The sequence below is a fragment of the Limosilactobacillus albertensis genome (genome assembly GCF_014145555.1).
Classification (GTDB): Bacteria; Bacillota; Bacilli; order Lactobacillales; family Lactobacillaceae; genus Limosilactobacillus; species Limosilactobacillus albertensis.
On sequence record NZ_JACIVD010000045.1, the window covers coordinates 19357 to 40450 of the forward strand.

Annotated in this window: 21 protein-coding genes; 16 read left to right on the forward strand and 5 right to left on the reverse strand. The window is 40.8% G+C overall.

Annotation, left to right across the window (positions count from 1 at the left end; genetic code table 11):
- The first annotated feature begins 45 nt into the window (after positions 1-45).
- From H5S41_RS01430 to H5S41_RS01440, 3 genes are all read left to right on the forward strand, one after another.
- Positions 46-1230, forward strand: coding sequence for a metallophosphoesterase family protein (locus H5S41_RS01430; RefSeq protein WP_182601826.1), 1185 nt, complete (start codon positions 46-48; stop codon positions 1228-1230).
- Positions 1231-1233: 3 nt separating this feature from the next.
- On the forward strand, positions 1234-3732 hold the full coding sequence (locus tag H5S41_RS01435) for an ATP-binding protein (protein WP_182601827.1): 2499 nt from the start codon (positions 1234-1236) through the stop codon (positions 3730-3732).
- 114 nt (positions 3733-3846) lie between these two features.
- On the forward strand, positions 3847-4782 hold the full coding sequence (locus tag H5S41_RS01440) for a peptidylprolyl isomerase (protein WP_163704961.1): 936 nt from the start codon (positions 3847-3849) through the stop codon (positions 4780-4782).
- A 43-nt stretch (positions 4783-4825) separates the two neighbouring features.
- Here H5S41_RS01440 and H5S41_RS01445 read toward each other — a convergent pair whose 3' ends face one another.
- Together H5S41_RS01445 and H5S41_RS01450 are read right to left on the reverse strand one after the other, a co-directional pair.
- Complete coding sequence (locus H5S41_RS01445; RefSeq protein WP_182601829.1) at positions 4826-5056, reverse strand: hypothetical protein; 231 nt, start codon at positions 5054-5056, stop codon at positions 4826-4828.
- Positions 5057-5059: 3 nt separating this feature from the next.
- Positions 5060-5494, reverse strand: coding sequence for an HIT family protein (locus tag H5S41_RS01450; RefSeq protein WP_182598779.1), 435 nt, complete (start codon positions 5492-5494; stop codon positions 5060-5062).
- Between the two features lie 135 nt (positions 5495-5629).
- On the opposite strand from H5S41_RS01450, the gene H5S41_RS01455 reads away from it, so the two are divergent.
- The 3 genes from H5S41_RS01455 to trmB are packed head-to-tail and all read left to right on the forward strand — an operon-like array spanning position 5630 to position 8216.
- Complete coding sequence (locus H5S41_RS01455; RefSeq protein WP_182598778.1) at positions 5630-6367, forward strand: ABC transporter ATP-binding protein; 738 nt, start codon at positions 5630-5632, stop codon at positions 6365-6367.
- Positions 6360-7562, forward strand: coding sequence for an ABC transporter permease (locus H5S41_RS01460; RefSeq protein ID WP_182601831.1), 1203 nt, complete (start codon positions 6360-6362; stop codon positions 7560-7562). The genes H5S41_RS01455 and H5S41_RS01460 overlap by 8 nt, the downstream gene beginning before the upstream one ends.
- 12 nt (positions 7563-7574) lie before the next feature.
- Entirely contained in the window at positions 7575-8216 is a 642-nt protein-coding gene (gene trmB / locus H5S41_RS01465; protein WP_182601833.1) for a tRNA (guanosine(46)-N7)-methyltransferase TrmB, read from the forward strand.
- Positions 8217-8342: 126 nt separating this feature from the next.
- Here trmB and glsA read toward each other — a convergent pair whose 3' ends face one another.
- Both glsA and H5S41_RS01475 read right to left on the reverse strand, forming a co-directional pair.
- Positions 8343-9263, reverse strand: a complete 921-nt coding sequence (glsA, locus tag H5S41_RS01470; protein WP_182601902.1) for a glutaminase A — start codon at positions 9261-9263, stop codon at positions 8343-8345.
- A gap of 169 nt (positions 9264-9432) precedes the next feature.
- Positions 9433-9771 (reverse strand): PepSY domain-containing protein, encoded by a 339-nt coding sequence (locus H5S41_RS01475; RefSeq protein ID WP_153710356.1) that lies wholly within the window; start codon positions 9769-9771, stop codon positions 9433-9435.
- A gap of 165 nt (positions 9772-9936) precedes the next feature.
- Here H5S41_RS01475 and H5S41_RS01480 point away from each other — a divergent pair, with 165 nt between their 5' ends.
- From H5S41_RS01480 to H5S41_RS01495, 4 genes are all read left to right on the forward strand, one after another.
- Entirely contained in the window at positions 9937-10254 is a 318-nt protein-coding gene (locus tag H5S41_RS01480) for a thioredoxin family protein (RefSeq protein WP_182598776.1), read from the forward strand.
- A gap of 138 nt (positions 10255-10392) precedes the next feature.
- On the forward strand, positions 10393-11040 hold the full coding sequence (gene ytpR, locus H5S41_RS01485; protein WP_182601835.1) for a YtpR family tRNA-binding protein: 648 nt from the start codon (positions 10393-10395) through the stop codon (positions 11038-11040).
- 135 nt (positions 11041-11175) lie between these two features.
- A complete protein-coding gene (murC, locus tag H5S41_RS01490) occupies positions 11176-12480 on the forward strand; it encodes a UDP-N-acetylmuramate--L-alanine ligase (RefSeq protein ID WP_182601837.1) in 1305 nt (434 codons plus the stop codon).
- Between the two features lie 90 nt (positions 12481-12570).
- Entirely contained in the window at positions 12571-13284 is a 714-nt protein-coding gene (locus H5S41_RS01495; protein ID WP_182598773.1) for a Bax inhibitor-1/YccA family protein, read from the forward strand.
- 20 nt (positions 13285-13304) lie between these two features.
- Here the strand turns inward: H5S41_RS01495 and H5S41_RS01500 are convergent, their stop codons facing one another.
- A complete protein-coding gene (locus H5S41_RS01500; protein ID WP_182601839.1) occupies positions 13305-14006 on the reverse strand; it encodes a YoaK family protein in 702 nt (233 codons plus the stop codon).
- Between the two features lie 122 nt (positions 14007-14128).
- On the opposite strand from H5S41_RS01500, the gene polA reads away from it, so the two are divergent.
- The 6 genes from polA to dnaI are packed head-to-tail and all read left to right on the forward strand — an operon-like array spanning position 14129 to position 21085.
- A complete protein-coding gene (gene polA, locus H5S41_RS01505) occupies positions 14129-16795 on the forward strand; it encodes a DNA polymerase I (RefSeq protein WP_182601840.1) in 2667 nt (888 codons plus the stop codon).
- Positions 16796-16809: 14 nt separating this feature from the next.
- Complete coding sequence (mutM, locus tag H5S41_RS01510) at positions 16810-17640, forward strand: bifunctional DNA-formamidopyrimidine glycosylase/DNA-(apurinic or apyrimidinic site) lyase (RefSeq protein WP_182601842.1); 831 nt, start codon at positions 16810-16812, stop codon at positions 17638-17640.
- Positions 17641-17644: 4 nt separating this feature from the next.
- Positions 17645-18244, forward strand: coding sequence for a dephospho-CoA kinase (coaE, locus tag H5S41_RS01515; RefSeq protein WP_182601844.1), 600 nt, complete (start codon positions 17645-17647; stop codon positions 18242-18244).
- A gap of 45 nt (positions 18245-18289) precedes the next feature.
- Positions 18290-18757 (forward strand): transcriptional regulator NrdR, encoded by a 468-nt coding sequence (nrdR, locus tag H5S41_RS01520; RefSeq protein ID WP_153710347.1) that lies wholly within the window; start codon positions 18290-18292, stop codon positions 18755-18757.
- A gap of 12 nt (positions 18758-18769) precedes the next feature.
- Complete coding sequence (locus tag H5S41_RS01525) at positions 18770-20125, forward strand: replication initiation and membrane attachment family protein (RefSeq protein ID WP_182601846.1); 1356 nt, start codon at positions 18770-18772, stop codon at positions 20123-20125.
- 18 nt (positions 20126-20143) lie between these two features.
- Complete coding sequence (dnaI, locus tag H5S41_RS01530; RefSeq protein WP_182601848.1) at positions 20144-21085, forward strand: primosomal protein DnaI; 942 nt, start codon at positions 20144-20146, stop codon at positions 21083-21085.
- Positions 21086-21094: the final 9 nt, after the last annotated feature.

A 21094-nucleotide genomic window follows, 5' to 3' on the forward strand; every position in this document is an offset into this window, starting at 1 on the left:
CCCCTTCAGTGTTTAAGCTATTATATCAATAACGGGGAAATAATTATGAGATTTATTCATACAGCAGATTTACACCTAGATAGTCCCTTCTTAGGGCTGACGGCGATGCCGACATCATTGTGGGAACGGGTGCATTCATCTACTTTTACGGCTTTTCAAAAGATTGTTGACGATGCAATTAACTTGCGAGTCGACTTTGTTTTAATTAGTGGTGATATTTACGACCGTGATCAGCAGAGCATTGCGGCCACTGACTTTTTTACCCAACAGTGTGAACGGCTTAATAGGGCGCGGATTCCCGTCTATTTACTTTATGGTAACCATGATTATTATGTTGTCCACGGAACAGATAGTCTGCCAGCTAATGTCTACGTTTTTGGTAATCGGGTAACAACGACTGTCCTTACGTTAGCAAACCACGAGACTGTTGCGATTTCTGGCTTTAGCTATGATCAACGCTGGATTGAAAGGGACCAGGTGAAAGACTATCCCCAAAAAGGAAATACTGTCTGGCATATTGGAATGCTACACGGTGCGGTTCAGCAAAGTACAGCTAACCACTATGCTCCTTTTACTATTTCTGAATTAGCAAGTAAAAATTATGATTATTGGGCACTAGGGCATATCCATAAGCATCAGTTGCTTGCCCAAAATCCGCCAATTGTGTATAGCGGTAATCCGCAGGGACGGCATAAAAATGAGTCTGGTCAGCACGGCTACTACCTTGTTGAGAGTCATGGCAAAAAACTTGTCCCGCACTTTAAACCGGTTGCCGGAATTGAATGGTCAATGGTAAATGTTACTGCAATTCCAGCTGTTAATCTCACAGAATTTGAGCGATCCTTATCTCAACAGATTGCTGCAAAAGCTAAAAAGACACCATTTCAACTTATTGCACTTACGATTGAGGGGAGTAACCACCTTCCATCAGCGTTTCGGCACTTGCTTACTAATGGGGATGTGCTTGAACACCTTCAAACTCAAAATAAGGCTAATAATAACTGGTGGATTTATGATTTACTAATTCATCAGCAGAGCTCATTGCCTTCAATGACTGATTTAGATGCGGACTATTGGCAACGGGCTGCTAAAGAGGTATTTACCCCTGCACGGATTGCCGAATTGACAAAAAGTTTAGCGCGGGAAGCGGATCTAGCAGATAAGCTAGCGACCCTCGACCTTGAGCAGTTAAAGCAAGCAACAACTCAATTGTTACGGCGGGAGGATTAGTAAATGAAAATAAAGAAAGCCCATATTGATGGCTTTGGTAAATGGTATGATCAGGATTTCGATTTTACAGCAAACCCGCAAATAATTTATGGCCCTAATGAAGCAGGCAAAACAACTTTAATGGCTTTTTTGGTTAGTATCCTGTTTGGCTTCGCGGATGGTCGGGGTAAGAATCGTTTTGTCCAATATATTCCTAAAGATACTTCTAGTTATGGTGGTAGTTTATTAGTCGAAGTTGATGCCCAAGATTATTTAATTAAACGTCAACGTGGTCGTAATGGGGGAAAAGTTATTGTAACGGATTCCCAGGGTCATCAAGGTGGCGAGCAAGAACTAAGAAAATTGATTGGCACGATGAATCGATCACTCTATCAAGCCCTGTTTAGTTTTGGTCAGCGCGATTTAACGGCGATTGATGAAATTAATCGCGAGGACTGGCAGCAATATTTGCAACAATTGGGAGCTGTGGGAAGCGCACAATGGGACCAGTTGATTGATCAGTACCAAAAAGATGCAGACTGCCTTTATAAGCCACGTGGGCGGAAATGGCCATTAAATCAAGACCTTCACCACTATACGGACTTAACAGATAAGATTAATCACGCTCGTGGTAAATTTCAGCGTTATCAGGATTTGCAAGCGGACTTAAAGAGCAATCAAAAAATATTGCAACAAGCCCGAACAGAATTGAAACATCAAAAACCGGTCTTACAACAACTAGAACATTTACGTCAGCTATGGCCGGTTTATGATGAATGGCGAAATAGTCAGCAAACAAGTACACCTGGGAACTACCTAACTGATCAGCAAGTCATAACAGCACAAGAGTTGCAGGCTAAGGAGAAAGAAATTCAGCGTCAACAGGAAAATTACCAACAACGGCTAGCGGTAATCGATGATTCTCATGTGCAACCGTCTCGCCAAACCGTGCAGAGTATTCAATCCCTGCAACGGCTCAAAGAACGGGTAGTTGAATTGCAAGCTGAGGAGGCTTTACAGCAACGCCAGCAGACCCGCGTCAATAATTGGCAGCGTGAATTAACCATGATTAAAGACCGTTATCATCATCCATTACCAGCACCATTAGATTCACGAGCAAAGGCAGAGCTCGCTCAGTTGCTTAATACTGATCCGGTTTCACGGACTAATGCTAACCAATTCTCAGGCGACCTTTCACGGACATCTATGTTTGGCATAGTGGGGGGCTTTGTTCTCTTTATTATCGGTTTACTGGCTAATGTCACTTTTCTTACGGTGCTTGGAGCAATTATGGCTTTTGCGACAGTCATGTACCTGTATTATCAGCGACAAGGATCACATAAAAATCCAACCGCGATAAAAGATAATTCGCAAGCATTAAACGCATTTGGACAAAAATATGGCTTACAAGATTTTCCCCCTACCCAGTGGCTATTAATGCAGGGGGATTTACAGCGGGCTGTTGAGTTAGTTTCCCAAATAAAGGCGGCTATGCAGGACCAGCAAAGGTATGATCATCAATTAGCGGTCTTTTTTCAGCAATTGCCGCCTGCCTTACAGAAGCTTCCCCTCAGTTCAGTTAAGGCTAAACTTGATGATTTGCTTGAACAGCGTCAGCAGGCACGACAAAATATCCAAGCGAATACGCGGGAAAAAGCAACGATTGCTAGTAATTTAGCCCGCCTCAATCAAGCGTATGATAAGGTTTATCGCCAAAAGATGATTCTTTATCAACAAGCTGGTGTTCATGATGACCAGCAGTTTACCCAGTACTTAGCCCAACGAGTGGCTGCCCAATCACAGGCGCTGGCGTCTGATGCTTATGGCCAACAGCTAACCGCCGCGGATCGCCAAGCATTATCGAAGTATGCGAATAAAGATGAATTGATGTCTTCCCTTGCAGATATACAAAAACAGATCGACCAGTTAAGCTTAACGATTACTAAGGCGCAAGAAAAAGTTCAGCAGGATAAGGTGGAAATTACAAGTCTTGTTGAGGACGGGACTTTAAGCAATTTTGAGCAGGAACGGGCCAACCTAGCAGCAAAGATTTGGCATGAAGTTCAAGAATGGTTACACTACCAATTAGCGGTTGAGTGGATCAATAAGGCTCTTACTGGTGCTTCAGCCGATCGGTACCCAGCAATTATTCGCCAAGCTGAACAGTATTTTGCCCTCTTAACTGACCACCGTTACACTAAGATTAATTTAACGGTGGATGGAATCAGGGTTGTCCGTACCGACCACGAAGTCTTTTTGGTTGAAGAATTATCCCAGGGCACGGCAGAACAGCTATATATTTCATTGCGTCTTGGATTTGTAACGGTAATGAGTGATCAAGCAAACTTCCCGATAATTATCGATGACGGCTTTGTTAATTTCGATAATGTTCGCCGGCAACGAATGCTGGCTTTATTAGAAAAAATTGCTGTAAAAAATCAGGTTATATATTTTACTGCTAATGAGCGAATTAAAGGACTAGGGATAAAGATTATCGACCTCCAAGCATTAAATCATGAATAAATTATGAAGATGATCTAAACATTTTTTTACTAGACTGGCACGAAAAAATAAGTGTGGTATATTGGATGAGTGAAGTTATCGAAAAAATATTTTGTTTAAGGATGTGTTTCTTACATGAAATCCAAAAAGTTAATTGCAATTATCGCCGGGGCTGCTTTGATGATGCCCCTAGCTGCTTGTGGAAATAAGGCAGTTGCTACAACTAGCGGCGGTAAGATCACGGAAAGCGAATACTATAGCAGCATGAAACAGACTAGTGCTGGTAAGCAGGTTCTCCAACAAATGATTTTGGATAAGGTCTTAGAAAAGCAATATGGCAAGGAAGTTAGCGATAAGCAGGTTAATGCCCAATATAATACTTACAAGAGCGAATATGGGGCTGACTTTAATTCATACTTACAAAGTCAAAACTTAACTGAAAAGTCCTTGAAACAGCAAATTCGGTCAAACTTACTCTTAACTGCTGCTGCCCGTCATTACTCGCATATTACTAACAAGCAGATTGATAAACAATGGACTAAGTACCAACCAAAAGTTCAGACAGCAACGATTCTTGTTGGTAGTAAGAGTGATGCAGAAGACATCATTAACCAGTTAAACGACTCCAGCAACAAGTACAAGACTTTTAAGAAACTTGCTAAGTCTAAATCAACTGACAGCCAAACGAAGAATAATGGCGGTAAGATTCCTGCCTTTGATAATACTGATAACCAATTAGACTCTGCTTACAAGAAGGCAGCCTTTAAGTTGAAGACTGGTGAATATACTACCACTCCTGTTAAGACTGATGATGGCTACCAAGTTATCTACATGATTGAACATCCGGCTAAGGGTAAGAAGAGCCAACACATTAATGATTTGAAGAACCAAATCGTTCAAGAAAATATGAATAACCAAAACTTTATGCGGAAGGTTGTTTCAAATGTCTTGAAGAAGGGGAATGTTTCAATCAAGGAAAATGATGTTAAGAATATTCTTGATGATTACCTTAACTCTAATGCTACTACCAGCAGTTCCAATAACAGCAGTAGCGCTAGTTCAAATAAATAAGTACCGCAAAAAAATAAAGCTAGGGAAAAATTTTCCCGTAGCCTTATTTTTTTTGTTCGTCTGAATCAATCTTCAACACATCAAGAATAATCTGGATGCGATTTAATCGTGGCTGGGTCTTAAACTGCCACTTCTTCACATCACGCTCAACTTCACTAACAAAATTAGCTACAGCAGGAAGGGCAGCTTGTAGATCACTGATGTTTTCCTGTAGCTGCGTCACATTATTGCTGAGTTTTCGTAAGCTGGTCTGGATTTCTTTTAGTCGTTGCATAAACTAGTCTTCTTTCATTTGATCAATGATTGCCCGTTGGATTTCCTTGTACTTTTCATCATTGTAGTTACCGGAATTATCCTTAAAGATCATCTTAAAATCGTCATCGCTAGTGTAGCGCGGAACCAAGTGGAAGTGAGAGTGGAAAACTGACTGGTAAGCAACTTCCCCGTTATTATTAACCACGTTCATTCCCTTAATAGCAGGGTTAGAAGCTTTAACAGCGCGAGCAATCTTTGGAATGCGGGCAAATACTTGTGCAGCTAAATCAGCATCATAAGCGAACAAGTCAGGAACGTGCTTCTTTGGAATAACGAGAGTGTGACCGGGTGTTCCTTGAGAAATATCGAGGAAAGCTTTGACAACATCATCTTCATAGACAGTGTAGCTAGGAATCTCACCTTTAATGATTTTACAGAAAATACAATTATTATCCATTTTTTTCACTCCTTTTAAGGTTTAAACTTACCCTAAGTATACCGAAAAAATTGATACTATGCATGATTTAGCGGAAGAAATAACCTATGATATAATTAAAAGATATGATTAAGCAATAATAAGAAGGGATGAATAATGGCTTTAGAGATAAATAAACTTGTCGGTGGGTATTCACAAATTCCCGTCCTTAAAGATGTCAGTTTTGACGTTCAACCGGGGGAACTTGTTGGTTTGATTGGGCTAAACGGTGCGGGAAAATCAACAACCCTTAATCATGTTATCGGTTTATTACGGCCGTTTTCTGGCTCAATAAAAATCAATGGACTCACTATCCAAGCCAATCCAGAAGAGTATAAAAAACAGATTGCCTATGTCCCGGAAACGCCAATTCTTTATGATGAATTGACCCTCCGTGAACATATCGACCTGACCATTATGGCTTATCAGCTTGACCATGATGCAGCTTGGCAACGGGCAACGAAGCTCCTTAAACTTTTTCGGCTTGATAATAAGTTAGACTGGTTTCCCGCTAACTTTTCTAAAGGGATGAAACAAAAGGTGATGATCTGCTGTGCCTTTATGACGAAGGCTAAGCTCCTGATCGTTGATGAACCGTTTTATGGGTTGGATCCCTTGGCTGTTCATGACCTGCTTGAGCTAATCGAGCAAAAGAAAAAAGAAGGGGTGGCGGTTTTAATGTCGACCCACGTTCTTGATACGGCGCAGCGCTATTGTGACCGGTTTGTCTTATTAGCAGATGGCAGGGTTCGTGCTCATGGGACCCTCGAAGAACTGCGGGCAGCTGGTGATCATGCTGGCGAGTCCCTTGATGAGATATACTTGCACCTCGCAAAGGGTGATCGCGATGAATAAGTTATTTAGCAAACGCCGTAGTCAACACTTCATGCTTTTACTGCGTTACTGGCGGTTAGTGTTCAATGACCACTTTGTAATTGCCCTGTTTTTCCTCTTTGGTGCCCTCGCGTATGGGTATTCGCAATGGCTGCCAACGCTCGGCCCTCATGAATGGTGGACGCGGTTAATATTGATTGGTTGGTTTACGGTCATTGCCCAGATCGGTCGGTTGGCAACGTTAATAAAAAAGCCTGATCCTGTTTTCCTATTGCCGCAGGTTGAAGGAATCCATCAGTACCTTAATCAGGCAACTTGGTATAGCTTGATTTTAGCTGAGATAATGACCGTGGTGGGGGCTTTTATTGCCTTGCCATTTGCCTTAACAACAGAAAAGTTAACTGGTCCTGAGATTGTGGCAATCTTTTTAGTGGCGATTATTAATAAGGCGGATTGGATGCATATTGCCCGTAAGTCGCTCAGTTTACGGTGGGGCGGACAGCAATGGCGGACGCGGTTAGAATACTGGGTAAATCCCTTATTAGCTTCAACTGTGATGTGGCTGGTTAACCCTTATACTGGCCTTGTTGTTGCCCTAATTTTGTACTTAGCAGTAATCGGCTACTATCGTGACTTAGCGGTTAATTGGCGGCTTGCCGTTAAAGCAGAACAAGACCGGATGTATAGTGTCTATCGTTTCTTTAACCTCTTTACCGATGTGCCAAGTGTCCAGGGAAATACGAAACGTCGCAAGTGGGCGGACGGCCTTGTACGGTGGTTAAGCAAGAATGGGCAGCCATGGTCATACCTTTATGCCCGTGCTTTTGTTCGTAGTACCGAGGTTAGTGGGATTGTAAGCCGACTGACTCTGTTGGGGATGATAATTGTCTTTTTATTGCCAGCAGGATGGCTTAGTACGGTGGTTGTTGTTTTATTTATCTACCTAATTGCGACTCAGCTAATGCCCCTTTATGACCAATACGAGGCAAACGTCTTTACTCATATCTACCCAATTCCCGCTAATCAACAACAGGCTGATTTTAAGCAATTGTTAGCGAAGGTGACGTCATTAGAGGCCTTACTAATTGCCCTTGCCAGTGTTGGTTGGCAGATTAATGTTGGTCAGATGGCAGTTAACTTAATTATTGCAGCAGTTGAAGTGTTCTTATTAATTCGCTTCTACTTTAATGTCAGAGTAAAAAAATTAATGAAATGAGGATTTTAAGTTATGCGTGTTAAACATAAAAAGTGGGCTGATCCATTAATTGCTGCCCACCCAGAAATAATGGTCGACAATGCCCCTGAGTTAAAGGGTAAGTGGCAGTCACGGTTTGCTAAAAAGCAGCCCCTCCATCTTGAAGTTGGGATGGGAAAGGGTCAATTTATCATTGGCATGGCAAAGGCTCATCCGGAGATTAACTTTATCGGTTTGGAGATTCAACGGACAGTTGCGGCAATCGCTCTAAAAAAGGCACTGGAAGAAGAGCTTCCTAACCTGCAACTGATCTGCGGTGATGGTGAAGACCTGCGAGAATACTTTGAAGATGGTGAAGTTACGAAGATGTACTTAAACTTTTCTGATCCATGGCCAAAGAAACGTCATGCAAAACGACGGCTGACTTATAAGACGTTCTTAGCAACTTATGAGAAGATTTTACAGGATCAGGGAGTTATTGAGTTAAAGACTGATAATATGGGATTGTTTGAATTCTCTCTGGAGAGTATGAACAATTATGGAATGATCTTTGACGGCGTATGGCTTGACCTTCATCATAGCGAAGAGAATGAGCATAATGTTGAAACGGAATATGAACAGAAATTCGCTGCTAAAGATCAACCAATCTATAAGTTAATCGCTAATTTTAAATAAAAGAAGGCCTCTAGAGTTCGGATTACCGAGTTTTAGAGGCTATTTGTATACTTTTTATATCAATAAATGCGGATGTTTACGATTTCTGGTGGTTAGCAATGAAGTAGTCATAGTAAAAGTTTTTTACTAATATTTAAAAATACTGAGCTTTAATTCCTTACTGATTAATTCAAGGAGGGCTAGGCCAGCAACGCTATTTCCTGTGTGGTCTAAGGCCGGGCTAAAGATACCGATTCCGTAATGATTTGGTGCAGCTGCTACTAAGCCGCCGCCAACGCCGCTTTTTGTTGGCACGCCAATTTTAACTGAATATGTTCCCGATTCATTATAAAGACCAGTTGTCATCATCACTGATTTTGTGTATGTTGCGGCTGCACTAGAGATGATCCGTTCTCCATTCCACGGTGCGATTCCGTCATTAGCAAGGACGGCACCGAGGTTAGCTAAGCTCTCGCAGGTAACCATCATTGAGCACTGTTTGAAGTAAGTATCGAGGCTGGTCGTAACGTCATTGTTTAAGGCTCCTTTTGCCTTGAGATAATAGGCTAAAGACCGGTTCATGTCACCAGTGCGTAACTCTGATTGGTAGATTCCGTCGTCAAGGGTAATTTCAGGATCATTACAAATTTCGCGGGTGAAATTAAGAATTTGTTCAAAAGGCGACTGACCGTCTTCCTCCTCGATTAAAGAAGAAATTAGAATGGCCCCGCTATTAATAAAAGCATTGAGTGGGTGGGTTTCCTTGGTGATCTCCATATTAAGGATTGTATCGAAGGGGAAACCGGTTTGCCGTGTGCCTACTTGTGCTTCCACCGCGGTCAGTCCTAATCGTTCAATTGCATAGAGTAAAGTGATAACCTTTGAAACACTTTCTATGGCAAAACGAACTCGTGATGCGCCAGCTTGACACCGCTTGTCATTAGCAACGTCAAATAAATAGACGCCAAGTTGGTAAGGGTCAACTTTTGCTAAACCCGGAATATAGGTTGCAACTTGTCCTTCATCGATTTTATCCCAGCATTCTTGAATTGCATCATTAAGGTTCATCATAATCGTCCTCCGTTCTAAAATTATTATTTCTTATTATAGCCGACCTTTGTAGAAACGATTACTGATTAGGCAGGATAAATTTTTGCATTTGTCGGGTACCAAATTATTATCTAGCAAAAAAATAAGGAAGCTGAGTTACTTCCCAGCTTCCTTTAAAAAATAATGCTTAATCATTTTCAATTCGTTTTAATTCTAATAAACTGCCGGTATATGCATCGGCGATAAATTCGTAGTTAACTTTTTCGCCGTCTTCTAATCTGGAAATTCCACCTTCGTAGGCCTTGCTTTTAACAGCGAACCGTTGAAAGGGAACCGCGGTATCATTAATCCAGCTATCGGTTACAGCACCTTCATCGGCAAAGTCATTTTTAACGAGTTTTAAAATTCGGTCAGCGGATATCTGCCGACTACCGAAAAGTTTGCCAGCGATAAAACCAGCAATGCCTGAAGCACCGAGTGTTACGGGAATTACCCATGGATTGAGGGAGTTATTACTTGCATTCATATGATTGCTTCCTTCACTATTTAAATTTAATTCGTTCCTAACTTTCTAGCCTATTTTATCATTTTTGATTCTTAAAAGCCAAATATCTAATCTTGATGAGCAAACTACTTACAATAGATAAGGAACATGGTATAATATTGCTAAAATGATATAGGGATGAGAATTATGGAAAGATTACCACAATTAAAAGAAGATCAATTAATTGCAACTATCGGCAATGGTCGGGTCGTCCTGTTTTTTACAGCTGATTGGTGCCCGGATTGCCGTTTCATAAAGCCTGCAATGCCTGAGATTGAACAGGACTTCGCTGATTATACTTTCTATGAGGTTGACCGTGATGAAAATATCGACCTTGCCGCTGAATTGAATGTATTTGGCATTCCAAGTTTCATTGTATATGATAATGGTAAAGAAATTGGTCGTTTTGTCAATAAGGATCGGAAAACTAAGCAACAAGTTGAAGATTTTTTAAGAAGTTTGTAAAATAATAGGGCTGTGAAAATTTTTGATAAAGGGACTGGTTTACTCAGCCTCCTTTATTAGCTTTAAATTAGATTTTCATAGCCTTCTTTTTGTGTAATAATATAAAATGGTAGATTATATTAGAGAGAGGAATATTTGATGTTAATTTCAAGTTACAATCCCAATGAATTAGGTGACATTTTAGTCGTTATCACCGCTCCTGATGCGGATGACCAAATTACTAAGATTGCTGATGATGTAGCTCAGATCACTGCTGAAAAAGATGGTGAATTACTAGGCTATAACTTTATGAACGCTAGCAAGATCTTACCAGAATTAACAAGCGAAAATGGACAGGTGTTTTTAGATGCCGCTCAAGTTGAAAAATTAAACAAAAAACTTAAGGAAGCTGGGTTCGATAAGCTCTTAACTGCCGATGAAGATCCTAAGTTTGTAGTTGGTTATGTAGAAAAGATTACTGACCATCCTAAGTCTGACCACTTAAAAGTGACCCAGACACGGATTGCTGACGATAAAACTGTTCAGATCGTGTGCGGTTCTCCTAATGTAGCAGAAGGCATTAAGGTCGTTGTTGCTCGCCCAGGGGCAATGATGCCAGATGGAAAGATCATTTGGCCGGGTCAATTAATGGGTGTTGATAGTGACGGAATGCTTTGTGGTTTCCGCGAACTACGGATTAAGAATGCCCCAGATGAAAAGGGCTTGTTTATTATTCCAGATGATTGGCAAGAGATTGGCGAACCAGTTGATTTTGCTAAGGCAGATACTTTCTTCCCAGAAAACTAATAAAAACACCTGATTACTATTGCCAAAATTTTATAATGCTTTATTATTTAGTGAGGGATGGGTCACATATACTCAATGGTACTGACCGACCCCTCGCATTTATTTTAAATTGAATTGTTGAAAGGAATTGGATTGATGGAACAAAAGACATATTACTTTGTTGGTATTAAAGGGACCGGGATGGCCTCTTTAGCACGTATCCTTCATGACAAAGGACACCAAGTACTAGGTTCAGATATTGAAAAAGAAACATTTACACAAGCGCCATTATTAGCGGCGGGAATTAAGATTTTGCCATTTGATCCAGCCAATTTAAAACCAGGGATGATTGTGATTCAGGGGAATGCCTTTGATGATGATCACCCGGAGATTAAACGTGCACATGAATTAGGCCTTGAGATTTTAAGCTACCCTGAGGCCGTTGAAAATGAGGTAAAAAACCATACCAGTATCGGGATTGCCGGGGCTCATGGTAAAACCAGCACGACTGCACTATTGTCACATGTTTTAGCTGCGGTTGAACCAACAAGCTACTTGATCGGTGATGGTGTTGGTAAAGGAAATGCTGACGCTCGCTTCTTTGTTTTTGAAGCCGATGAATACCGCGACCACTTCCTTGCTTACCACCCAGATTATGCAATTATGACCAATGTGGACTTTGATCATCCAGATTACTTTAACGATTTGGCAGATGTCCGTGATTCATTTGAAACTTATGGTAAACAAGTCCAGCGGGCAATATTTGCTTGGGGAGACGACCCTAGTCTGCGGAACTTGAACGTTGATGTTCCAGTTTACTATTATGGAACTAATCCTGATGATGACTTCCGTGCAGAAAATATTCAGCGGACACCAGAAGGATCGACTTATGATGCTTATTTCCGCGATCAGAAACTTGGAACTTTTACCATTCATTTATACGGTGAGCATAGTGTATTAAATAGTTTGGCTGTCCTTGCTGTTGCGTACATGGAACACATGGATATGGATAAGATCCGCCAAGAATTAGGAAACTTTAGCGGGGTAAAGCGGCGTTTCAGTGAAACTGATATTGCCGATACAACAATCATTGATGATTATGCTCACCATCCAAGTGAGATTAAGGCAACGATTGATGCTGCTCGTCAAAAGTACCCTGACCGTCAAGTTATCGCTGTTTTCCAACCACATACATATTCACGGCTTGCTGCTTATATTGATGGCTTTGCTGAATCGCTTAGCCGAGCCGATAAGACGTTTGTTACCCCAATCTTTGGCTCAATTCGAGAAAATGCAGGTAACATTTCTAGTGCCGACTTAGAAAAACGGATTGATGGCAGTGAAGGCATTGACATGGATACGGTAGACAAGCTTTTGCAATACCATAACGCTGTGGTTGTCTTTATGGGTGCCGGTGACATTGAAAAGTACGAAGAAAAGTACAAAGAATTGTTAAAATAGTAAAAGATTTGCTTGAATGAAATGGTGGCATTTGCTACCATTTTTATAATAGTCAAATAAAGTCAAATTAGACAGAAAGAGGGAGTATTGATGAACAACTTTTCTCAAGAGCCAGGGCGGCGAGTTGTTACCGATTCTGCTGGCTTAAACAGCTTTTTGACCCGAATGTATGGGAACATGACTTTAGCTGTTCTTGTTTCAGCATTTAGTGCATACTTGACCATGGGAGTTTTCCGTAGCGCCGTTTTTGGTTTCTTTGGTGCCCATCCGGGAATGGTTTGGGTAATCCTGTTATTGCCAATTGTCTTATCGATGGGGGTAAGCTTTAGTGCAACGCGGAACCCGGTTGGCGCTTTTATCATGCTGATGCTGACAGCAGTAATCTACGGTGTTGAATTTGCGATTATTGCTGGTGTTTATTCAGGAGCAAGTATTGCATCAGCCTTTGTATCATCCGCGGCCGTTTTTGTTACGATGGCACTGTACGGTACTGTTACTAAGCGTGACTTAAGCAAATTTGGTGCTCATGCGATGGCAGCATTAGTTGCTTTGATGATTGCTTACCTTATTAATATGTTCTTACAAAGTCCGGCCATTGCTTACATCTTCTCCTTCATTGCCGTTATTATCTTTACGGTTTTGACTGCATGGGATGCACAAAAGATGAAGCAGATTTACGTCAATTATGGCGGCGAGGTATCAACTACTGGTCTAGCCGTTCTTGGTGCGCTTCAATTGTACCTAGACTTTGTAAACCTCTTTATCTCACTTCTCCAGATTTTTGGAATGAGTGATCGAAATTAATAAAAAGGAAAGCTGATGATTCAGCTTTCCTTTTTTTGACGGTTATTTTTATTAGCTTTTTTCTTTTTGGTTAAATAATAAGAACTATCAGTTACGAGGATTAAGAAAGTAGCAATCCAGATGGTTTTCATTCGGAAGAAAGGAAGTAATTGTGCTGAGATAATTGCACCAAGAGAAAAACAAATGACAATTGTTAGATAACTAAGTGCAGCCTTACGTTGGGAATAATCGTGATGAAAATAATATTCACTCCACGCCACGGCTGCTTTTTTGACGCTGCCGCTGGTAAAGACACTATTGTAACCAAGCCCCTCGATTTTACTGAAAGCGGCACTTTGCATTGCTAATCCAAATGAAACGGCAGGCACCATTAGGTAATCAGGAAAAGTATCGGGAAGAAAGCCAATGATTGCACCGACTAATAGAATTGGCAATAGGCAAACCACTCGCCAATAATCGGTTCTTAAGCGGGCGTGAAGAATACTGACCATTGCTAATCCGATAATAAAGGCGATTAGCGAGCCGAGCCGATCAACAACCCCGAGAAAGTTATGATTAGCTAGTGCAGCGCTGAGAAAAATGATGTTCCCAGTTTGTGCTGCGGCCATTGTTCGTCCGCATTTAATATATGTAAAAGCGTCGATAAAACCGCCGCTGAAGGTAAGGAGGAGGGCGAAGAGGCGTGCTTCTGCCGGTTTGTGATAATTTATGAGTTTATCCATGAATTTCATCTCACATGTAATGGTTTTCAGTATAATTATAGCTTAAATCTTTAGTCAAGAAGCTAAACCATTGCTATATTCTTTGGTACAATTATTATTAGCGATAGAAGGGCGGGAATTAAATGACAAAACAGTTATTGTTAATTGACGGAAATAGCATTGTCTTCCGGGCATTTTTTGCCATGCATAATCAAATGGATAAATTCACCAATAAGGATGGATTACATACAGCGGCTATCTATGGTTTTAAGTTAATGCTTGACCATGTATTGCAAAATTTTAAGCCGGATGCTGCCTTAGTAGCCTTTGATGCTGGCAAGGTAACATTTCGGACAAAAATGTATGATGATTATAAGGGTGGACGCAACAAAACACCTAATGAATTAACAGAACAAATCCCTTATGTTCGGGAACTAATAAAAGATTCTGGATTACATAGTTACGATTTGGCTAATTACGAAGCTGATGATATTATTGGAACCTTGGCTAAGCAGGCTGATGATGCTGGCTACAAGACATTGATTGTAACCGGTGATCGTGACCTGACTCAATTGGCAAGTGAAAATACAACTGTCGCAGTTACACATAAAGGTGTCACTGACACTGAACACTACACTCCAGCACACGTTGAAGAAAAACTGGGGATTACCCCTCGCCAGATTATTGATATGAAGGCGTTGATGGGTGATTCATCAGATAATTATCCTGGAGTAACTAAAATTGGTGAAAAGACAGCAATCAAGCTGGTAAAACAATTTGGTTCAGTAGAAGAACTTTATGATCATATTGATGAACTAAAAAAGAGCAAAATGAAGGAGCACTTGATTGAGGACGAAGAGATTGCGCGTCAATGCAAGACGTTAGCAACAATTCTTCGTGATGCGCCGATTAAGATTAGTTTAGCTGACTTAAGTTACGAAGGTCCGCAAAATGATGAATTGGTTAAGTTCTATAAGGAAATGGGCTTTAAATCATTCTTAAAAAAGATGGATCCAGACCATGTAGGGGATGAAGATGAAGCTACGATTGCACCAATTAGCTACACGGTTTTAACTAAGGATAATTTAGCTAAGTTGGCACAATTAAAGGGCGAAGTGAGCTTTTACCTTGAAATGCCGGAAGCAAATTATCATACTTCGCCATTTGCTGGTTTTGTAATCGGTAATGACGAATGCTGGTTTACTAGTCGTGATGTGGAATTACTCAAGGAGGCGCCCCTTAAAGACCTGTTAGAGAATACCGGTATTAAGAAAAACGTCTTCAATGCTAAAGCACAAATCGTTGGCCTTCATCGCCTTGGGATTTCGTTAGAAGATATTAATTTTGACTTGCTTTTAGCTTCTTACTTATTAAATACGAATGACAACAGCAACGACCTTGGACAGGTTGCTCAAGAACATGATTATGATGATGTTCGAACCGATGAAGAAGTTTATGGTAAGGGAGCAAAACGAGCAGTTCCCGATGATGATGAGGTCTTCTTTAGTCATCTTGCTACCAAGGCACGCGCGATCGCACATTTACGAAAAGATCTGTTTGCCAAATTAGATGAAAATAAACAAACGCCCTTATATACCGATATTGAATTGCCGTTAGCTCGGGTTCTTGCGAAAATGGAGATTACCGGAGTCCATGTCGATGCGCAAACCCTAAAGAATATGGGGAGTAAATTGACAGAACGGCTCGCTGAAATTGAAAGCCAAATCTATCAAGAGGCAGGCGAAGAGTTTAATATTAATTCGACTAAGCAGTTAGGACATATTCTTTTTGAAAAATTAAAACTGCCAGTAATCAAAAAGACTAAAACCGGATATTCGACTGCCGTGGACGTACTAGAAAAGTTAGCAGACAAGTCCCCGATCGTTGAACAAATTTTAGAATACCGGCAAATCGCTAAACTTCAATCGACGTATATTACTGGTTTATTAAAGGTTATCCATTCAAATGATCAAAAGATCCACACACGTTACCTGCAGACACTAACACAAACGGGGCGGCTATCTTCTGTTGATCCAAACTTACAGAACATTCCTGTCCGTTTGCCTGAAGGACGGTTGATTAGAAAAGCCTTTGTTCCTAGTCATGAAGGATGGCAGATCTTCTCTTCGGATTATTCCCAAGTTGAATTGCGGGTTCTTGCTCATATTACTGGAGACAAGAACCTTCAAGAGGATTTTAAAAATGGGGAGGATATTCACGCAAGTACGGCACGGCGAATCTTTCATTTAGCCCCTGATGCAGAAATTGACCGTAATATGCGACGGCGGGCTAAAGCAGTTAACTTTGGAATTGTTTATGGGATTAGCGATTATGGGCTGGCTCAGCGAATACACGTCAGCCGTGCGGAAGCTCATGAATTTATCCAAAATTACTTCCATGAGTTCCCTGGAGTAAAGAAATATATCAATGATACGATTGCGTTTGCTAAGGAAAATGGTTATGTTGAGACAATTACTCATCGTCGCCGCTACTTACCTGATATCCATGCTAAAAGCTTTAGTAAACGGTCATTTGCGGAGCGGACAGCAATGAATACGCCAATCCAAGGAAGTGCTGCCGACATTATTAAAATTGCGATGATTCGGATGCAAGATGAACTTGAAAAACGGCATTTGCAGGCTAAAATGCTTTTGCAAATCCACGATGAATTAGTATTTGAAGCTCCTAAAGAAGAAATACCGGTATTATCAGAATTAGTGCCGAAAGTAATGGATTCCGCAGTTAAATTAGATGTTCCGCTTAAAGTCGACAGCAAGTATGGTGATACCTGGTATGACCTAAAAAAATAGTTAGGAGGGATTAGATGCCTGAATTACCAGAAGTTGAAACAGTTCGTCGCGGGCTAATGAAGATTGCTGCTGGACGAAAAATTAATGCAATTGACATTTATTATGGCAAAACAATTACTAATGACGTTGAAACATTCCGTCAAGCCTTGATTGGCCAAACAATTGAACGGGTCGATCGTCGCGGTAAGTACCTTCTTTTCCGTTTTACTAATAATCTGACAATGGTTTCTCATTTGCGAATGGAAGGGAAGTACTATAATCAACCAATCGGCGGACCCATTGACAAGCATACCCATGTCGTCTTTCAATTTACGGACGGGACGGAATTATGTTATCAGGATACCCGTAAATTTGGTCGGATGACCCTTGTTAAAACTGGCGACGAAATGAATGTCGGCGGCTTGAAAACAATTGGTCCTGAACCAACTAATGATAGTTTTACTTTGGCGTTCTTTACTGCGGAGTTAAGAAAAAGCCGTGGTAAAATAAAACCTTTTTTGCTAAATCAGCGACATGTTGCCGGCTTGGGTAATATCTACGTTGATGAGGTTTTATGGATGTCAAAAATAAATCCTGAACAACCTGCTAACACGCTCACCGACCAGCAAATATCTGAACTTCGCAAGAATATTATTAAGGAACTGGCAACGGCAATTAAGTTTAAAGGAACCACGGTTCATAGTTTTACAAATGCGTTTGGTGACGCTGGGGCTTTTCAGGAACGGTTAAATGCATATGGTCATGCAGGAGATAAGTGCCCGCGCTGTGGAACTAAAATGGTTAAGATTAAAGTTGCGGAACGGGGCACGACATTTTGCCCACATTGCCAAGCTTTAAAGGAATAGGAACATGACAAAAATAATAGGCTTAACTGGTGGAATTGCGACGGGAAAGACAACAGTAAGCAATATTTTGCGTCAAGCCGGAATCCCGGTGATTGATGCTGATGAAGTAGCCCGCCAAGTACAAACGCCTGATTCGGTCGGGTTAACGAGGATTGTGAAAGTCTTTGGTCCGCAAGTATTATTGGCGACGGGTGAATTAAATCGTCCCGCTCTTGCTAAAATTGTTTTTAATAATAAAGAGACATTAAAAAAATTAGATGACTTACTACAGCCGTTGATTCATGATAAAATTTTTGCCCGTGCGACTGCTCTTAAGAAGCAAGGATTACCATTAGTTGTGTTGGATGTTCCTTTACTATTTGAGCAGCACTATGATGAAGATTGTGATTATGTAGTGGTTGTTTATACTGATCAGCAGACACAGTTAAAACGTTTGATGGCCCGTGACCACTGTTCTGAACAGGCTGCTCGTGCCCGCATTGCCGCTCAGTTTCCATTAGCGGATAAAATAGAACAAGCCGATTTTAAGATTAATAATAATGGTAACCAGGTTGAACTGCAAAAACAGGTCGCATCCCTAATAAAACAACTTAAAGCAGAGTAAAATATGATAAAATAAAGTACTTATACTAAAAAGGAGGGGGACGCATTGCGCTGTCCACATTGTCACAAAAATGGATCACGGGTAGTTGACAGTCGGCCAAGTGAAGACGGGAGCTTTATTCGCCGCCGTCGTGAGTGTGTTCATTGTGGCTTTCGTTTTACAACCTTTGAACGGTACGAGGAAACGCCGCTGCTAGTAATTAAAAAAGATGGGACACGGCAGGAATTTAGTCGGCAAAAGATTCTTAACGGGATTGTTCGATCGGCGGAAAAGAGACCCGTTAGTATGGAACGTTTGACCAAGATTACGGATAAAGTTGAAAAACAGGTTCGCAGTATTGGTGAAAGTGAAGTCTCAAGTCAAATTATTGGTAAATTTGTAATGAATGAATTAAAAAACGTTGATGAGATTGCATACATTCGCTTTGCTAGTGTGTACCGGCAATTTAAGGATGTAGATGCCTTCATGAACGAACTTGAAACAATGGTAAAGTCCGAGCATAAAAACGATTAAGGAGGCTGTAAGATGACTGCAACGACTTTTGACCCGCAGGCAGGTTATATAGTTACTGCAAGTACGGCATTCGTTAATTTTAACGATCAGACATTTGCAACATTTTACCAGCCAATTCTCGGGCCGGTCGCTTTTAGTCTTTTTTATACGTTTAGGGCACGCTTAATCCCTAAGCCGACAATTTCTAACCGCACAATGCAAAGTGAGTTATTAGCCCATATTAATGCCGGCGGACAGCAGGTGATAGAGGCTCTTCATCGTTTAGAGGCGGTTGGCTTAGTCCAAACTTACTTTCAAAGCGATGAGGTTGGGGATGTCTACGTTTATGAACTACAGCCTACGCTTACCCCGGAAAAATTCCTTACTGATAATTTATTAAGTATTTTATTGTTAGAAGAGATCGGCGAGACGGCATTTAACCACTTGATTGAGCAAAGTCGTCAATATAAGCTTGCTTCTTCAAATGTAAATTTGACAAATATTAGCCACCGCTTTTTTGAGGAGTTTCATATTAATTCGCAGTCGATTACGGCCACCCCGAAAGCAATTACCGATGCGCGAAAGCAGTCCCCAATTGAAAAACAGCCCTCACTAACAGCGGGAATGAAAACTGACTTTAATTGGAGTACATTATTGCACTTGCTGGCTAACCAGCCGATTGTAAGCAGTGATTTAGAAAATAGTCATGAACTGATCTTGCTAGAACACCAGCTTTACGGCATTGATGAACCAACAATGAAAAAGTTGGTGTTGCGTTCAATCGATTTGCAGACTAATCATTTTAATCCCCAAAAATTTAAGCAAATTGTCGCTTCAACGTATAATGTAATATATACCCAGCCAAGCAAGGTAGCTGAACAGAAATCGCCTGTTGCCAATGACGGGTTGACAAGTAGAGACCGGCAGTTATTAAAGACCGCTGCTGATTATTCACCGGTTGAATTCTTACAGGATTTAAAAGCACAAACTGGCGGCTATGTAACATCTGGAGAGCGTCATATTCTTACAGGATTAGTGGAGCAGGAAAAATTGACAAAAGAAGCAATTAATATTTTGACCTGGTACGTTATTGGTGATCGGGGTCATTCGACATTAACTGCTAACTTTGTCGATACGATTGCAAATAATTGGCTGCAAAACGGGGTATCGACTGGGCAGCAAGCATTGCTCCAGTTAAAAAACTTTAACAAGCAGGCACAAGAAAAGAAAAAAGAAGCCAAAAAGCCCCACAGAAATAATTGGCGAAAAGCAATCAAGGAACCAATGCCGGAGTGGAGTAAAAAGGATAAAAGCGAGTTGATGAAAAAAGCTTCATCACAAGAAGTTGCTAAGCTCCGTGAGCGGATTGCCAATCGAAAAAAGAAATAATTAAAGGAGGTGGCAGCAATGCAATCATTAAACAAAACGCTTCAAGAGTTAATGCGGGGTCAAAATATTACAAATAATATTCAACAAACAATGAAACAAGTTTATTCTGATAAAGATGTGCGCGCGTTTTTAAATGAAAATCGTGACCGCCTTAGTAAAGAAGCGATTAAACGAGGTCAATCAAAGCTTTATGAATATTTCCACGAAAAACAATTAATTGAAAAAGGCGTGCCAACTGTTGCCCCCGGTTATTCGCCCCAGTTAATAATTAGTGCTGGGCAAATTGATGTAACTTATGTCCCGACAAAACAACTGATAGAACGACAACGGCAACAACATATTCAGCGATTAGTTAATTCAATTAATATGCCGAAATTCATCAAAAATGCTTCATATGATGATTACTATTTAAATGATGATATGCAAACTGATACGCGAACAAAGGCAATTCAGGCTGCAATGGACTTTACAGATAATTATAAAAAGGATCAATTTCAGCCGGGACTTTACCTTTATGGTCAGTTTGGCGTTGGGAAGACCTACCTATTAGGAGCAATTGCAAATGAATTAGCAAAGAATAAGGAAGTTGCTACTACAATGGTTCATTTTCCGAGCTTTGCAGTTGAGATGCGCAATTCGATTAAACAAAATAGTACGGGCCAGAAACTTGACGCAATTAAACGTGCCCCGATTCTAATGCTGGATGATATTGGGGCCGGTGCAATGTCGACTTGGATTAGGGATGATGTTTTAGGAGTTATCTTAGAATATCGAATGCAAGAGGAGCTGCCGACTTTCTTTAGTTCTAATTTTTCCATGGAAGAACTGCAAAATAATCACCTTGCTGTAAATGCACAGGGAGATAATGAACCATTGAAGGCTGCACGAATAATGGAGCGGGTTAAATTCTTATCACGTGAAATCGAGATGGAAGGCAAAAATTTGCGTGACAAGGGATAAACTTCTTGA

Coding starts and splice junctions, on each gene's coding strand:
- H5S41_RS01430 (WP_182601826.1), top strand. CDS start 46: ATGAGATTTATTCATACAGCAGATTTACACCTAGATAGTCCCTTCTTA.
- H5S41_RS01435 (WP_182601827.1), top strand. CDS start 1,234: ATGAAAATAAAGAAAGCCCATATTGATGGCTTTGGTAAATGGTATGAT.
- H5S41_RS01440 (WP_163704961.1), top strand. CDS start 3,847: ATGAAATCCAAAAAGTTAATTGCAATTATCGCCGGGGCTGCTTTGATG.
- H5S41_RS01445 (WP_182601829.1), bottom strand. CDS start 5,056: ATGCAACGACTAAAAGAAATCCAGACCAGCTTACGAAAACTCAGCAAT.
- H5S41_RS01450 (WP_182598779.1), bottom strand. CDS start 5,494: ATGGATAATAATTGTATTTTCTGTAAAATCATTAAAGGTGAGATTCCT.
- H5S41_RS01455 (WP_182598778.1), top strand. CDS start 5,630: ATGGCTTTAGAGATAAATAAACTTGTCGGTGGGTATTCACAAATTCCC.
- H5S41_RS01460 (WP_182601831.1), top strand. CDS start 6,360: ATGAATAAGTTATTTAGCAAACGCCGTAGTCAACACTTCATGCTTTTA.
- trmB (WP_182601833.1), top strand. CDS start 7,575: ATGCGTGTTAAACATAAAAAGTGGGCTGATCCATTAATTGCTGCCCAC.
- glsA (WP_182601902.1), bottom strand. CDS start 9,263: ATGAACCTTAATGATGCAATTCAAGAATGCTGGGATAAAATCGATGAA.
- H5S41_RS01475 (WP_153710356.1), bottom strand. CDS start 9,771: ATGAATGCAAGTAATAACTCCCTCAATCCATGGGTAATTCCCGTAACA.
- H5S41_RS01480 (WP_182598776.1), top strand. CDS start 9,937: ATGGAAAGATTACCACAATTAAAAGAAGATCAATTAATTGCAACTATC.
- ytpR (WP_182601835.1), top strand. CDS start 10,393: ATGTTAATTTCAAGTTACAATCCCAATGAATTAGGTGACATTTTAGTC.
- murC (WP_182601837.1), top strand. CDS start 11,176: ATGGAACAAAAGACATATTACTTTGTTGGTATTAAAGGGACCGGGATG.
- H5S41_RS01495 (WP_182598773.1), top strand. CDS start 12,571: ATGAACAACTTTTCTCAAGAGCCAGGGCGGCGAGTTGTTACCGATTCT.
- H5S41_RS01500 (WP_182601839.1), bottom strand. CDS start 14,006: ATGGATAAACTCATAAATTATCACAAACCGGCAGAAGCACGCCTCTTC.
- polA (WP_182601840.1), top strand. CDS start 14,129: ATGACAAAACAGTTATTGTTAATTGACGGAAATAGCATTGTCTTCCGG.
- mutM (WP_182601842.1), top strand. CDS start 16,810: ATGCCTGAATTACCAGAAGTTGAAACAGTTCGTCGCGGGCTAATGAAG.
- coaE (WP_182601844.1), top strand. CDS start 17,645: ATGACAAAAATAATAGGCTTAACTGGTGGAATTGCGACGGGAAAGACA.
- H5S41_RS01525 (WP_182601846.1), top strand. CDS start 18,770: ATGACTGCAACGACTTTTGACCCGCAGGCAGGTTATATAGTTACTGCA.
- dnaI (WP_182601848.1), top strand. CDS start 20,144: ATGCAATCATTAAACAAAACGCTTCAAGAGTTAATGCGGGGTCAAAAT.